Source organism: Vibrio sabulosilitoris (assembly GCF_055391395.1).
Genome location: NZ_AP029599.1, coordinates 1,281,964 through 1,296,671, shown reverse-complemented (window position 1 = coordinate 1,296,671; position 14,708 = coordinate 1,281,964). Strand labels below are relative to the sequence as shown.

Here is a 14,708-nt window from a genome sequence, read left to right as displayed (position 1 = left end):
GCCAGCCATTCCCTTTTTATAAACAGATTATTAGCGCCAAAGCTTATATTAAAAAGAGGCGAGAGGCGAGAGGCGAGAGGCGAGAGGCGAGAGGCGAGAGGCGAGAGGCGAGAAAAAGCGTTCTGGATTGACGCAACAGTGTCAACCCTTTTCCATATAGATGATTAAAAACTTAAGAAGTTTATTTTTTCGCCAGACAGTACAACACACTCCCCTCGCCTCTCGCAGGGCGACCAGCCCGATCTCGCCTCTCGCCTCTTCCCTCCGGGAATAAAAAAGGCCAGCGGAACTACCCACTGGCCTTTTATCAACTATAACCTCAAAAAATGAGGATAATCCGCGTTTATTTCTTCTTACGAACGTGTGGTGCGGCTTTATCAAGTACACCATTGACGAACTTGTGGCTCTCTTCTGAACCAAACACTTTCGCCAGTTCGATGGCTTCGTTGATCACGACTTTGAAAGGTACATCTTCGCGACGTGTCATTTCGTACATAGCCAAACGTAGCAGTGCAAGTTCCATCATGTCTAGATCTTGCATTGGACGAGAAGTGTACGGACGGATCTTGCTGTCCAGTTCGTTGTGACTCAGTACGACACCAGTCAGAAGATCACGGAAGTATGCCACGTCAGTTTCAGGTGCAGACAGCGCGGGTTCAGAGGCGTGGTGCTCCTCTTCCTCATATTTACCACCTGATAAGAATTGCTCTTCGATGTTAGCAACATTTTCTTTTGTAATTTGCCAAGAATAAATTGCTTGTAGAGCAAATTGACGTGCATTACGACGTGCGGCTGGTTTCACACTGGCCCCCATTAGGAATCGATTTCTGAAAGAACGTTAATCATTTCAAGTGCGCTTAGTGCAGCCTCTGCACCTTTATTACCCGCCTTGGTTCCCGCGCGCTCAATGGCTTGGTCAATAGTATCTACAGTCAGTACGCCAAATGCCACTGGCAGGCTGTACTCTAGAGATACTTGAGCTAGACCTTTGTTACATTCACTGCAAACATAGTCAAAGTGTGGCGTACCACCACGGATCACCGTACCTAGCGATACGATAGCGTCAAATTTACCGGTTTTTGCCACACGTTGCGCTACCAATGGCAGCTCAACAGCACCTGGACAACGAACTACGGTAATGTTGTCTTCGCTAACTTGTCCATGACGCTTTAAAGTGTCGATAGCACCAGAGAGTAAGCTTTCGTTAATAAAGCTGTTAAAACGAGAAATAACGATAGCAATATTTGCCTTTGGTGCAGGGAAACCACCCTCGATCACTTTCATAAGCCTTCCTTTAACTACATTCATCAAGTGAGAATCGCCGGATTCTAGCACAAATTTGTGACACATATCTAATGGAAAATTGGTGTCCGGCGAATACAGATTGGATAACGGTCGACGACGGCTTAAATTGACCTAACAGACACCAGTATAGTCATCACTTGGTCATTGCTGCGCGTCGTCAGCCAGATTTAATTTCAGATTATTCGCAGACGTACTCAACCACGTTAAGGCCAAAGCCACCCAACGCGTGATACTTCTTATTGGTTGACGATAGCAAGCGCATATCATGCACGCCGAGATCCGCCAGGATTTGTGAGCCTACACCCACGCGGCGTGAGGTGCCTTGCTTCTTCGCCAGGGTCGGAGCCTCGTCCTTATCTTGCGCTTCAAACATCTTCACGCGGTGGATAAGTAGGTCGGTCGATTCTTCGTGGCCCAAGACCACCAAAACGCCACCTTCTTTACCGATACGCTGCATCGCCTGATCGAGAGACCAACTGCGCTCTGCATTGCGATCGCTGTGCAGCAAGTCGGTAAACACATCCAGTAAGTGCACGCGCACCAATGGTGGCTCGCCAGTCAGATCGCCTTTACACATCGCATAGTGCACTTCGTTATCGATGGTATCGCGGTAGGTTACCAGTTCAAACTCACCAAACTCGGTCGGCAGGCGGCAAGTCGCTACGCGCTCAATGGTCGTTTCAGTATTGTTACGATATTCAATCAAGTCCGCGATAGTACCAAGCTTAATGTCGTGCTTCTCAGCGAACACTTCAAGATCAGGGCGACGTGCCATAGTGCCGTCGTCATTGAGGATCTCAACAATCACCGAAGCTGGCTCACAGCCTGCAAGGCGCGCAAGATCGCAGCCCGCTTCAGTGTGACCAGCACGTGTCAGTACGCCACCATCTTGAGCCGATAGAGGGAAGATATGCCCAGGTTGAACTAGGTCCGCCGCTTTCGCGTCCTTCGCCACTGCCGCTTGCACGGTGCGCGCGCGGTCAGCTGCAGAGATACCGGTCGTTACGCCCTCTGCCGCTTCAATTGATACAGTAAAGTTGGTGGTGTACTGAGCATTGTTGTCTTGCACCATCGGTGGTAGACCTAGACGACGACAGCGCTCTTGAGTCATGGTCAGACAGATCAAGCCACGGCCATGCGTCGCCATAAAGTTAATGGATTCCGGCGTAATGTGCTCGGCGGCCATGATCAGGTCACCCTCATTCTCGCGGTCTTCGTCATCCATCAGGATAACCATTTTACCCAAGCGAATATCTTCAATGATTTCTTGCGGCGTGCTAATCGGCATCTTATCTACCCTTTATTGTTTGTCGGCTTATGCAAAGCCATTTTGTTGTAGGAATTCCATGGTCAGGCGTGATTGCGGCTGCTCGCTAGCCTGCTTGCTCATCAAGCGCTCCATGTAGCGCGCGAGCACATCCACCTCAAGGTTAACCTTACGCCCGACCTGAAACTCTTCAATCGTGGTCTCGTCTGAGGTATGTGGAATAATCGTCAGCTTAAAGGCTTTATCGCGCACGTCATTGACGGTCAAGCTGATGCCATCAACCGTGATGGAGCCTTTTTCTGCGACGTATTTTTCGAGATCTGCTGGCATCTCAACCCAAAGGTCAATCGCGCGACCTGACGGTGTGCGCTCGACAATCGTGCCCACACCATCGACGTGGCCTGAGACGATATGCCCCCCAAAGCGGGTGGTCGGCAGCATCGCCTTTTCTAGGTTGACCTTACCACCAACTTGGTAATCAACAAAGCCGGTTTTATTTAAGGTTTCAACCGACAAATCAGCGCTGTAGCTGCTCTCGGAGCAGTGCGTGACGGTTAAACACACACCGTTGGTGGCAATGCTATCACCGAGTTTGACGTCGGCCATATCCAGCTTACCCACCTCAACGGTGATACTAATATCTTCACCTTTCTGTTGGATCGCCGTCAGCGTCCCAACAGCTTCAATAATTCCTGTAAACATCCTGCTTCTTTCTTCTATCTGTTCGGTTTAGGCGATGCGTTTTTTGGCTCAGCATGTCGCTTGGGTTGGGCCGCACTCGGTTGAGCCACAATGCGCAGATCGTCGCCAACCAGGCGCACATCACTGAATTCAAGCTCAATGGTCTCACTCATCTGTTCAAGGCCCAATGCGCCAAACAGACCGCGTCCATCACTTCCCATAATCTTAGGCGCTAAATAGACGATTAGCTCATCGACCAACTCTGCCTGAATAAAGCCACTGGCAAGCGTCGCACCCGCCTCAACCCAAAGGTGGTTGACGTTATGCTCTTTGGCGAGATAACGACACACCTGCTCAAGGTCAAACTGTTCATCGCTCAACAATGACTGCTGCTGCGCGGTTAATACCAGCAGTTCACCCTCAACATCAAACAGTTTGAGCTCTTGGGTTAAACTAGCTTGACGATCAAGGATCACACGCAGCGGCTGGCGCACTGGCTGTGGCTCAATTGCTGCTAGCGTATCGGTATCAAGCTCGGTAGCGCGCACATTGAGTGAGGCATTATCGGCAATCACGGTCTGGCTAGTAGAGAGGATCGCACCTGCCTGAGCGCGGTAGCGCTGCACATCGCGGCGCGCTTTGCTGCCGGTGATCCATTGGCTAACCCCATTTGCTAGAGCGGTTTGACCATCCAGACTGGCAGCCATCTTGAGCTGAATAAAGGGTAGGCCTGTTCTCATTCGCTTGAGAAAGGCGCGATTCAGTTGCTCGGACTCGTGCTCGAGAAGACCCACCAGCACCTCAACACCCGCGTCTTCGAGCATTTTAAAACCACGACCCGCGACTTGAGGGTTTGGGTCTGCCATGGCACAGACCACCTTCGCAACGCCCGCTTCTATCAATCCCTTGGCGCACGGTGGTGTGCGGCCAAAGTGTGAGCAGGGCTCAAGCGTGACGTAAGCGGTGGCCCCTTTGGCCTTTTCACCCGCCGCACGCATCGCATGCACCTCGGCATGTGGCTCACCGGCGCGTTGATGATAGCCCTCACCAACAACTACACCATCTTTAACAATCACGCAGCCAACATTGGGGTTGGGTGCGGTGGTGAAGCGACCGCGCCAAGCAAGCTTAATGGCGCGACTCATCATGTCATAGTCCAATGACGTAAAAGGGACCATTCCCTCGCTCCTTAATCTTCGAGTTTAGCGATCTCTTCACCAAACTCGCGAATATCTTCAAAACTACGATACACTGAAGCGAATCGAATGTAGGCAACCTTATCCAGTTCCTTGAGCTGTTCCATCACCAAGTTACCGACCATTTCGCTCGGCACTTCGCGCTCACCGGTGGCGCGCAGCTTCGACTTGATCATGCTGATCGCCAGCTCAACCGCATCAGCCGGCACAGGGCGCTTCTCTAGCGCACGCTGCAACCCACCGACCATCTTATCTTCATTAAAGGGTTCACGATTCCCGTTGGTCTTGATGATTTTCGGCATCACCAACTCCGCGGTCTCGAATGTGGTAAATCGCTCACTGCACGCCAAACACTGGCGGCGACGGCGCACTTGATGGCCATCGGCAACTAAGCGTGAATCAATCACCTTAGTATCGTTTTCTGAGCAAAAAGGACAATGCATATCACCTCCAAATTAACCGGACTAGTGTAGCGGAATTGCCTGCTTGAGGAAAAGAAAAAGGGACCGAGTGGTCCCTTTTTTCAACGCAAGCGATAAGTTTGTGACTTAGCTACGTGCTAGATAGTCGGCTTTACCCACCCACTTGTAGCTGGTCAGCTCTTCAAGCCCCATTGGGCCACGGGCATGCAGCTTCTGGGTTGATACTGCCACTTCCGCACCAAGACCAAACTGCGCGCCATCGGTAAAGCGCGTCGAGGCATTGACATACACCGCGGCAGAGCCCACCGAGTTGATAAACCGCTCAGCATTTTGCAGCGAATTGGTCATGATCGCATCCGAATGGCTGGCATTATGCTCACGCATATGATCGATCGCCGCATGAACATCCGTCACCACCTTAACACCCAGGGTATAGCTTAACCACTCGGTATCAAAATCCCCGGCTTGCGCCTCGCGTACGTCTTTTGCCGCAGCCAATAAATCCCCAACCGAGCCATCGGCCACAAACGCCACGCGCCCAGAGAGCTTATTCGCCAGCTTTGGTAGCAGCTCGGCTGCCACACTCTGATGCACTAGTAGCGTATCTAGCGAGTTACACGCCGATGGACGCTGCACCTTCGAGTTCTCAATCACCAGCAGCGACTTATCAACATCGGCACTGTCATCAACAAAGATGTGGCTGATACCAAAACCACCAATGATCACGGGAATAGTACTGTTCTCCTTGCACATCTTGTGTAGACCAGCCCCACCACGCGGGATAATCATATCCACATACTCGTCCAGTTTGAGCAGCTGAGAAACCAGCTCACGATCTGGCTTTTCAATGTACTGCACTGATGCCCCAGGTAGCTCTGCTTTAGCCAGGGCTGATTGAATGATCTTCACCAGTTCCATATTAGAGAAGAAAGTCTCTTTACCGCCACGCAGAATGCTTGCGTTGCCGGTTTTCAGGCACAATGCCGCGATATCAATCGTTACATTGGGTCTAGCTTCGTAAATCACACCAACCACGCCCAGTGGCACGCGGCGGCGGGCAAGTGACATGCCGTTCTCAAGCACTTTACTGTCAATTTCGCTGCCAACCGGGTCATTTAAGCTGATCACATTGCGCACATCATTGGCGATGGCTTGAAGGCGGTCTGAGTTAAGCAGCAAGCGGTCAAGCAAGGCCTCACTAAGGCCTGCCTCGCGTCCAAGTGCGATATCCTTACCATTGGCTGCCAAGATGGTCGCTTCATTGGCTTCAAGCTCATCGGCGATCAGCGCCAATGCGCGGTTTTTCTGCTGGGTTGATGCTGTCGCCAGTTCGAAGGCTGCTTGTTTGGCCGCCTGGCCCATGAGGGTTAAATCCATACTGGTAATCCTTAAATTTACTGTTCCTGAATCAAGACCAGATCATCACGGTGGATCACTTCTGCACCGTAGTCATAGCCGAGAATCGAGATAAAATCTTTACTGTGTTTGCCAATCAATTTACCAAGGTCTTGGCTTGAGTAGCTGACAATCCCCTTCGCAACCAGCTCACCCTGCGCACTCACCACCTGCGCCACATCACCACGAGAGAAGGTGCCGCTGATGTGGGTGACGCCCTTCGCCAAAAGGCTACTGCCAGTATCACTAAGTGCCTTAACTGCCCCCTGGTCGATGACGATATCGCCAGTGGCCGAGGGACCGGCTAAGATCCAGCGCTTGCGATTTTCCAATGCCTCGGTACAAGGCAAGAAACGGGTGCCATGCGGTTCGTCACTCAGCGCATCAAATACCACATTCGGCGCACTGCCCGCAGCGATGATCACCTCGATGCCCGCACGGCGCGCAACATCAGCCGCCTGCAACTTGGTGGCCATACCGCCCGTGCCTAGGTTGGTGCCACTGCCGCCGGCAATCTTGCGCAGCGTGGCATCAATGGTCTTTACTTCTTTAATCAGTTCGGCGTTCGGGTCTTTGCGCGGATCGGCGGTAAATAGCCCGGTTTGGTCTGTGAGAAGCAGCAGCTTGTCTGCACTGCATAAAATGCCGACTAAAGCGGAGAGGTTATCGTTGTCCCCAACCTTGATCTCGGTTGTCGCTACCGCATCATTTTCGTTTACTACCGGCACAATATCGTTTTCGACTAGTGCCTGGATGGTGTCACGCGCATTGAGAAAGCGCTCGCGATCCTCTAAATCGGCGCGTGTCAGCAACATCTGACCTATCTTGATGCCATAGATACCAAACAAGGCCTCCCAGGTTTGGATCAATTGACTCTGACCGACTGCAGCCAACAGTTGTTTGGTTGCCATCGCATTGGGGAGTTTGGGGTAGTTCAGGTGCTCTCGACCTGCGGCAATCGCGCCAGAAGAGACCAAAACCACTTGGTGGCCTTGCTGCTTTAGCTGTGCGCATTGGCGAACCAACTCTACCATATGAGCGCGATCCAGCGCTTGTGTGCCCCCGGTGAGGACACTGGTACCCAGTTTGACGACAATCGTCTGTTTGTTTTCAGCAATCTGTTGCTGCTGCGTCGCTTTCATAATGTTTAATTCACATCAATCACTGTTTATTGGTGGACTCATTGTTTTAACAATCAATCCACCAATAAACAAGAAAAAGGTGCCATTGGCACCTTTTTCAGTTAAATCAACACAATTAATTAAACAAATACGTGGGATTCTTCATCGAGCGTCACTTCAAGTGAGAATTTGTCTAGCGCCTCAATCAGCTTAGTGTGAAAGCTTGCCTGAGTACGACTAACCTCTGATTCGGCCTTAGTCGGCACAGCCTCTTCCTTCCATTCACCTGCGAGGGTGTAACGACCTTTGTGATATTTGGCGACGAAACTACCTTCCTCGACACTGAGTGTCAGCCACCAACCCCAGAACTCGCGCTCTTCAGGCGATTTAGCGTCATCAACACACGCAGCGAGACAATCGAATAGAAACTGTTGCTTGGTACACTCTTGCTCTCTGAGGTAAGGTCCGATGGCCTTAAACGCAGAAAGCAAACGGTAATGAGTTGGGCCTTTTGTCACTTCAGACATTGAGAACTCCTCTGCCTTTTATTGTTGTCTATGCCAGTCTGTAACATCTTGTTACTTAACTATCATTCAACAATTTCACAACAAAGTCACTTCAAAAGTTCATTTTCCAACCATTTTATCGCCATTTCGAGTGATTGTTCATAACCCTGAGAAATATTAGCGGATTTCACTGTCTTTGCCTTACCACCAAGGCTGTACATCGCCACCAACTGATTATCAGAAGCCGGGCAGATAGGATCGTTTTCCATGCTAATGGCCAAAATCGGTACCTTGGTACGGCGGGTATTGATAATACCTTGAACTTTGAGCGACCATTTCATCATAAAGAAGCTCAGCGAAGAGATATCCACCATGGTCTTACCCAAGCGTGACGCCAGCATATCCAGATAAACCTTCGGCATCGCCTTGATGCTCTCTGGCGAGGACAATACCTTGTGGATTGGTGCCCCTAAAGACACACAGGCGCGTACTTTCTCTTGCTCAAGGAACGACAAACGCACCATCGCATTACCACCAAAACGAAAGCCAAGCAGACCAACCCGGTTGTGCGCGACCCAAGGAAGATTGGGTAGGTGCTCGACCACCGCCTTATGGATCTCTGAACTATCTTCACTCAGGGTCCAGTGGCTTGAGCTACCGACTGACGGCATATCCACGGTGACCATACCAATTCCACGCGGGCGCAAATAATCACGGTAGAGGCGCCACAGGTCAGTCTGCAGCGAGTCTAGCCCTGCACTGACCACCACGACAGGAAACGGCTCTTGGGTATGCGGCACGTGCAGACGCGCCTCAATCTCACGCTTTTTAAACGGGATCTTAATTGTGCGGATATAATTGCTGGTCGCCTTCGCGCCCTCATCATACGCCGTATTTGCCAGGACTTGGGCTTGCAGCGATAGATTGTCGTTTTTCAGGTGTGGGTAACCAGCAATCGAATAACATAGGGAAGCGGCAAAGGAGCGGTCGGCACTCTGCTCTCCCTCTAATTCAGCGGCTTGCTTTTGATAACGAGCACCAAGCTTGGTCCACTCATAGGCCCAGTTACCCGAGCGATACCCCATCACGGTATCCAACCAATCATCGTTGGTGCGTGAGTGGGTTGAACTGGCGATCCTTGCCAACACTTCCTCTAAATCAACCGGGTCAACCCCCTGCCAGATCCACTGCATACGGCGCAAGCTGCGATACCAACTGGCCTGCTCAGACTCGTGGCGTTCATCGAGCCACTGCTGGTCGTTAGGCAGGTAGTTGGTCAGCCCTGATGTCTCTTTGGCTTGCTTATGCTGGGTAAACAGCTTCTCAGATAGGTTGTTGGTTGATGATTTTTGTTCTTCACCTGCGCTCGCAGGTTGCTGAGGATCTTTGGACATAATGGAGGGAATACTCATCTAAATACTAGCAACCATAGTACATTCTCCTCAAAAAAAAAGCTCCGCTGGACGCGGAGCTTTTTGTTTCAAACTATCAATGTAAGATTACTTGTGCTTACGGTTGATTGGCTCGATGTACTGGATAGTCATATCCCAAGGTTGCTCAATCCACGTGTCTTGTGGAATGTCAACAATGTACTCATCAACCAGCTCAGCACCAGCAGGCTTAGCACATACCGTAATGAGTTTCGCTTTCGGGTACATCTCGCGGATCTTGCGTGCGGTGTCGCCACTGTCGACCAAATCATCAACGATTAGGAAACCTTCACCGTCGTGCTCAGGCGCTTTTAGTACGCTCATGTCACGCTGATGGTCGTGATCGTAGCTTGAGATACACACGGTATCTACGTAACGAATGCCTAGCTCACGCGCTAGGATCGCAGCCGGAACCAGACCACCGCGGCTTACGCCGATAATGCCTTTCCACTGCTCAGCTGGCATCTGCTTCTCAGCCAGTTGACGACAGTAGTTCTGCATGTTGTCCCAAGTGATGATGAATTTATTACTCATTATTCAAACCTAATATTTACTGTGGTGTTAACCAACGATGTATTTCACAACGAAGATTGCCGACATAACCCATACACTGATTGATACATCACGACCTTTGCCACTCATGGTCTTGATCACAGCGTACGAAATAAAGCCTAGCGTAATACCTTCCGCAATGGAAAAAGTGAGTGGCATTAGCAAGCAAGTCACCACAACGGGTGCTGCTTCAGTCAGGTCACGCCAATCAACGCTCACAAGACCTGACATCATTAGAATCGCAACGTAGAACAATGCCCCTGCGGTTGCGTATGCTGGAATCATACCCGCCAAAGGCGAGAAGAACAGTGCCAGTAAGAACAACACACCAACAACCACGGCAGTTAGACCAGTACGACCACCCGCAGCGACACCAGACGCACTCTCAATGTAAGAGGTGGTGCTTGAGGTACCCAGTACCGCACCGATAGACGTCGCGGTTGAGTCAGCCAATAGCGCGCGGTTTAGGCGTGGGATCTTGCCATCTTTGTCCATTAGGTTGGCTTTTTGCGTTACGCCAACCAAGGTGCCCGCCGTATCGAACAGGTCAACGAACAAGAACGCAAACACAACCGAGATCATGCCCACTTCAAACACGGCAGAGAAATCAAGCTGCATAAAGGTTGGTGCAATGCTTGGTGGCGTTGACATAACGCCGCCCCATTGAACGTCACCCACGATAATGCCGAGTAGGGTCACCGCTAGGATGGCGATCATTACCGCACCTTTAAAGCCGCGATGTACCAGCGCAATCGTCAAAAAGAAGCCAAATGCAGCCAGCGCCGATTGAACTGACGTGATGTCACCCAATTGAACCAGAGTCGCTGGGTTATCAACTACAATACCGGCATTTTTTAGCGCAATAAACGCCAAAAACAAGCCAATACCGGCAGAGATGCCCGTGCGCAGCGACAGTGGAATCGAATTAATGATCCACTCACGAATCTTAAACACACTTAGCAGGATAAATAAGATACCCGAAACAAACACCGCTGCCAGTGCGACCTGCCAGGTATAACCCATACCCAGAACAACCGCATAGGTAAAGAAGGCATTCAGCCCCATACCCGGCGCCTGTGCAATTGGGTAGTTAGCAATAAAGCCCATGATGAAACAGCCAATTGCCGCGGCCAAACAAGTCGCCACGAAGACTGCCCCACGGTCCATGCCCGCGTCAGCTAGGATTGCTGGGTTAACAAAAATGATGTACGCCATGGTCAGGAAGGTAGTGATACCTGCAATAACCTCGGTGCGAACGTTAGTGCCATTTTCACTGAGTTTAAACAGCTTTTCGAACATTTTATTTATCCTTTATCGGAAAAGTAAACGATTGCGTAAACGATTGTGCGAATTATAAAGTCATCAAATTGCAAATTCCACTGCCAAAACAATTTAAAGTAAAGAAAACTTAATATTTATCAATAAAACAGTTACTCACAAAAGTCATGCAGGCAAATATTCACCAATGAATTCATTTATTTAAATTAGTAATTCAATAAAGACGTAATGCGCAAAAAACGTACCATTGAAAAATATCCAAACCTTTAGCACGTTAATGCAAAGGATTACATTGATAAAAACACCAACTTAAGAGCAGAAGCGAGAGACGAGAGGCGAGATGCGAGGTTGTTACCAGCGCGCTGTGACAGTCTCGACTCTCGCAGCACCGTGATCTCGCTTCTCGTCTGCCCTAAAGGGAAGGAGCAAGATATTTGAATTCACCGGTAGAAATTCAAAACTGATTGGGTAGGCACAATTAGCAGAAGGTGCGCACAGGCCCCCCTCGCCTCTCGCAGCAACGCGATCTCGCCTCTCGACTCTCCCCATAGGGGATAAAAAAAACGCCACTCGTAAAAAACGAGTGGCGGTAGAATCAATCAACCTAAACGTAGGTTGCAATAAAATTTCTAAAAAAATCGGGGGTGAACAAGATGTTCGAGTAACAAGCTTAGAATCCAAAGCTTGTTGGGTATGCAAAGTTAGCGGAATAAACGCCCATGTTGTTCCAAAACATTGCAAAAGATAAACCTTTCATCGCTATCACCTATAAATCAATCGTTTAAATTAAGTGATTTCTCGGTTCCTTGGAGGCGATAAATCGGGCTCGTCCTGTGAGCATTTTTCGCTGCCTAAGCAACGTGATCAAATATATCATTTTGAAAATTTATTACAATCAAAACTCATCAATAAAGTGTAAATTTGACTAATATGTCGCCATATCATTAATTTATGTAAGTAAATTACACAAAATCACGCCTTTTAACTTGCCCGACGCCCTGACAGTGCATGCCAAAGTTGGACAGCGCCTGCTGGAGTGATATGCTAGCCCTCAAGTAAAGCTCAGTGTATTCAACCATTAAATCAGCTCGTGGCTGTTAATGCAGCGCGTCGCTGCCAATAAAAAACCAAGGTTGCTAGCACTTCCCCTTATCCAGTCTTTTAAGGAGCACACCGTGACAGACTTCCTCACTCAGATTCAAACCCAGACCAATAACCCAATTTGGCCTTTCTTCGCGACCATCTGCTCGATCCCCCACCCGTCTAAGCACGAAGAGGCGCTAGCCCAACATATTGTTGAGTGGGCAACGGGTAAAGGCCTTGAGGTCAAACGCGACCAGACAGGCAACGTATTCATTAAAAAGCCAGCAACACCGGGCATGGAAGATCGTAAAGGCGTGGTTCTGCAAGCACACATCGATATGGTGCCGCAGAAAAATGAAGACACCCAGCACAACTTCGAGACCGACCCAATCCGCCCTTACATTGATGGTGAGTGGCTAACCGCTGATGGCACCACACTGGGTGCTGATAATGGTATCGGTATGGCATCATGCTTGGCGGTGCTAGACGCGGATGATATCGCACACGGTCCGATTGAAGTACTACTGACTATCGATGAAGAAGCAGGCATGACCGGTGCTTTCGGTCTTGAGTCAGGTTGGCTTGAGGGCGATATCCTGCTCAACACTGACTCAGAGCAAGAGGGTGAGGTGTACATGGGCTGCGCTGGTGGTATTGATGGTGCGATGACCTTTGATGTCCAGCGTGAAGCGCTTCCTGCGGGTTTTGTAACTCGTCAGCTAACACTAAAAGGCCTGAAAGGTGGCCACTCTGGCTGTGATATCCACACCGGTCGCGGCAATGCCAACAAGCTTGTCGCACGCTTTCTTGCTGCGCACGCTGGCGAGCTAGACCTGCGCCTAATTGAATTCCGTGGCGGCAGCCTGCGCAACGCGATTCCACGCGAAGCCTTCATCACTGTCGCGCTACCTGCTGAAAACCAAGCGCTATTGGCTGAGCGCTTTGACGCTTACACCGCGCTGCTATCACAAGAGCTTGGCCGCGTTGAAACCGACATCGTCAGCTTCAATGAAACGCTAGAAACCACGCAACAGGTCCTGTCTGTTGCTGACCAAGCCCGCTTCGTTGCCGCGCTTAATGCCAGTCCGAATGGCGTGGTGCGTATGAGTGATGAGATTGAGGGTGTGGTTGAGACCTCACTCAACGTTGGCGTGATCACCACTGAAGGTGACAAGATCACTGTGTTGTGCTTAATCCGCTCATTGATTGACTCAGGTCGCGAGCAGGTTGAAGGGACACTTAACTCAGTGGCAGAGCTGGCAGGCGCGACGATGACCTTCGGCGGCGCCTACCCTGGCTGGAAGCCAGACGCAGACTCACAGATCATGGCCATCTTCCGTGACATGTACCAAGACATCTACGGCAATAAGCCAAATATCATGGTCATCCACGCCGGTCTTGAGTGTGGCCTGTTTAAGAAGCCTTACCCAGAGATGGACATGGTCTCTTTCGGCCCAACCATCAAGTTCCCACACTCACCAGATGAAAAGGTCAAGATCGACACCGTCGACCTATTCTGGCAACAAATGGTCGCCCTCCTAGCCGCCATCCCAGCCAAAGCCTAACCATCACCCAAAACCAATCAAGGCAGAGCCCCGCTCTGCCTTGTCAAACATCCGATTTCCAACGAAAAAGCCTATTTTAAGCACCCACACTCTCAGAGTGCTCAAAACCCCTCGCCTCTCGCTTCTCGACTCTCGCCTCTATCCCGCAAACCGCTAAATAGTAAACACGCGATAATTCTCCAATTGCGGGATTTTAAGGTGCAAGGCTTCCTCATCCTCTTTCAGCCCCTCCAGCTCCTCACACAAAGCCCTCTGATCTTCTCGAAGCTGCTCACGATGCGCCTTCAATCGCGCCTCAAGCTTATCTTTCAACTCACCCATCTCTTCAGCCATCTGAGTCAGATTAATCCCGCCCTCGAGCTGCATTTTTTCCGACATCGCCGTGAACGCATCACTGAAGAATTCGCTGGTAAACAGGGCTTTAGCTTTATCTAACTCTTCCTGCCACTGAGCGACAAAATCATCGTATTCCACCTTGGGTAGTGAATACTCACCCTCACTGTAATAGCGCTGTTCTAGGCCCGCAAAGTACTCTCTCATCGAGCTTTTAAGGTTATCAAAGGCGTCGGGATCATCGAGCGCCTGCGCCACCTCATCCACCACCTCTAAGGCCATGGCCAAGCCATCGTCGGTCAGTTGTTTCACCTTCGGCCCATACTCAGACAGGCGCTGCTTGTAATCACTCAAGGCTTGGCGCTGCTCTGGTGTTAAAGGCAATATTTCCCCTTCGACCGCTAACTGATCGTCACCATCGACCACCAGCTTGTGTGTTTCCGACTGCACAATCTCAAGCGTATCACCCTTAATGTGCACCTCGTTATTAATATCCACTCGGCACTGCGCGGTAGCCAAGCTTGGCACCATCAGCAGCAGCGCCCATTGTTTTCCTTTCATTATCTGCTCTCCT

General features: G+C 50.3%; 14 protein-coding genes. 1 reads left to right on the top strand and 13 read right to left on the bottom strand.

Annotation, left to right across the window (positions count from 1 at the left end; all coding sequences use genetic code 11):
- Positions 1-343: 343 nt before the first annotated feature.
- The 12 genes from nusB to ACZ5R2_RS06050 form a co-directional block, all read right to left on the bottom strand.
- Positions 344-814, bottom strand: coding sequence for a transcription antitermination factor NusB (nusB, locus tag ACZ5R2_RS06105; RefSeq protein ID WP_464901454.1), 471 nt, complete (start codon positions 812-814; stop codon positions 344-346).
- Positions 814-1,284 (bottom strand): 6,7-dimethyl-8-ribityllumazine synthase, encoded by a 471-nt coding sequence (gene ribH / locus ACZ5R2_RS06100; protein WP_438458907.1) that lies wholly within the window; start codon positions 1,282-1,284, stop codon positions 814-816. The genes nusB and ribH overlap by 1 nt, the downstream gene beginning before the upstream one ends.
- A gap of 199 nt (positions 1,285-1,483) precedes the next feature.
- Positions 1,484-2,593 carry a bifunctional 3,4-dihydroxy-2-butanone-4-phosphate synthase/GTP cyclohydrolase II gene (gene ribBA, locus ACZ5R2_RS06095; protein WP_464901453.1) on the bottom strand — a complete coding sequence of 370 codons (1,110 nt, stop codon included), beginning with the start codon at positions 2,591-2,593 and terminating at the stop codon, positions 1,484-1,486.
- A 27-nt stretch (positions 2,594-2,620) separates the two neighbouring features.
- Positions 2,621-3,274 carry a riboflavin synthase gene (locus ACZ5R2_RS06090; RefSeq protein WP_464901452.1) on the bottom strand — a complete coding sequence of 218 codons (654 nt, stop codon included), beginning with the start codon at positions 3,272-3,274 and terminating at the stop codon, positions 2,621-2,623.
- Positions 3,275-3,288: 14 nt separating this feature from the next.
- On the bottom strand, positions 3,289-4,431 hold the full coding sequence (gene ribD, locus ACZ5R2_RS06085) for a bifunctional diaminohydroxyphosphoribosylaminopyrimidine deaminase/5-amino-6-(5-phosphoribosylamino)uracil reductase RibD (RefSeq protein WP_464901451.1): 1,143 nt from the start codon (positions 4,429-4,431) through the stop codon (positions 3,289-3,291).
- 11 nt (positions 4,432-4,442) lie between these two features.
- Positions 4,443-4,892 carry a transcriptional regulator NrdR gene (gene nrdR, locus ACZ5R2_RS06080; protein WP_438458911.1) on the bottom strand — a complete coding sequence of 150 codons (450 nt, stop codon included), beginning with the start codon at positions 4,890-4,892 and terminating at the stop codon, positions 4,443-4,445.
- A 105-nt stretch (positions 4,893-4,997) separates the two neighbouring features.
- A complete protein-coding gene (locus tag ACZ5R2_RS06075) occupies positions 4,998-6,248 on the bottom strand; it encodes a glutamate-5-semialdehyde dehydrogenase (RefSeq protein WP_464901450.1) in 1,251 nt (416 codons plus the stop codon).
- A 17-nt stretch (positions 6,249-6,265) separates the two neighbouring features.
- Positions 6,266-7,408 (bottom strand): glutamate 5-kinase, encoded by a 1,143-nt coding sequence (proB, locus tag ACZ5R2_RS06070; protein WP_464901449.1) that lies wholly within the window; start codon positions 7,406-7,408, stop codon positions 6,266-6,268.
- Between the two features lie 119 nt (positions 7,409-7,527).
- The gene (gene crl / locus ACZ5R2_RS06065) at positions 7,528-7,914 is read right to left on the bottom strand and encodes a sigma factor-binding protein Crl (protein ID WP_464901448.1); all 387 of its coding nucleotides are present in this window, start codon (positions 7,912-7,914) and stop codon (positions 7,528-7,530) included.
- 86 nt (positions 7,915-8,000) lie between these two features.
- Positions 8,001-9,287, bottom strand: coding sequence for an esterase FrsA (gene frsA / locus ACZ5R2_RS06060; protein ID WP_464902317.1), 1,287 nt, complete (start codon positions 9,285-9,287; stop codon positions 8,001-8,003).
- A 105-nt stretch (positions 9,288-9,392) separates the two neighbouring features.
- Complete coding sequence (gene gpt / locus ACZ5R2_RS06055) at positions 9,393-9,857, bottom strand: xanthine phosphoribosyltransferase (protein ID WP_438458915.1); 465 nt, start codon at positions 9,855-9,857, stop codon at positions 9,393-9,395.
- 27 nt (positions 9,858-9,884) lie between these two features.
- Positions 9,885-11,174: an NCS2 family permease gene (locus ACZ5R2_RS06050; RefSeq protein WP_464901447.1), complete on the bottom strand. Its 1,290-nt coding sequence runs from the start codon at positions 11,172-11,174 to the stop codon at positions 9,885-9,887.
- A 1,154-nt stretch (positions 11,175-12,328) separates the two neighbouring features.
- Between ACZ5R2_RS06050 and ACZ5R2_RS06045 the strand changes: the two genes are divergently transcribed.
- Complete coding sequence (locus ACZ5R2_RS06045; RefSeq protein ID WP_464901446.1) at positions 12,329-13,801, top strand: aminoacyl-histidine dipeptidase; 1,473 nt, start codon at positions 12,329-12,331, stop codon at positions 13,799-13,801.
- Positions 13,802-13,954: 153 nt separating this feature from the next.
- Here ACZ5R2_RS06045 and ACZ5R2_RS06040 read toward each other — a convergent pair whose 3' ends face one another.
- Positions 13,955-14,695, bottom strand: coding sequence for a DUF2884 family protein (locus tag ACZ5R2_RS06040; protein ID WP_464901445.1), 741 nt, complete (start codon positions 14,693-14,695; stop codon positions 13,955-13,957).
- Positions 14,696-14,708 lie beyond the last annotated feature (13 nt).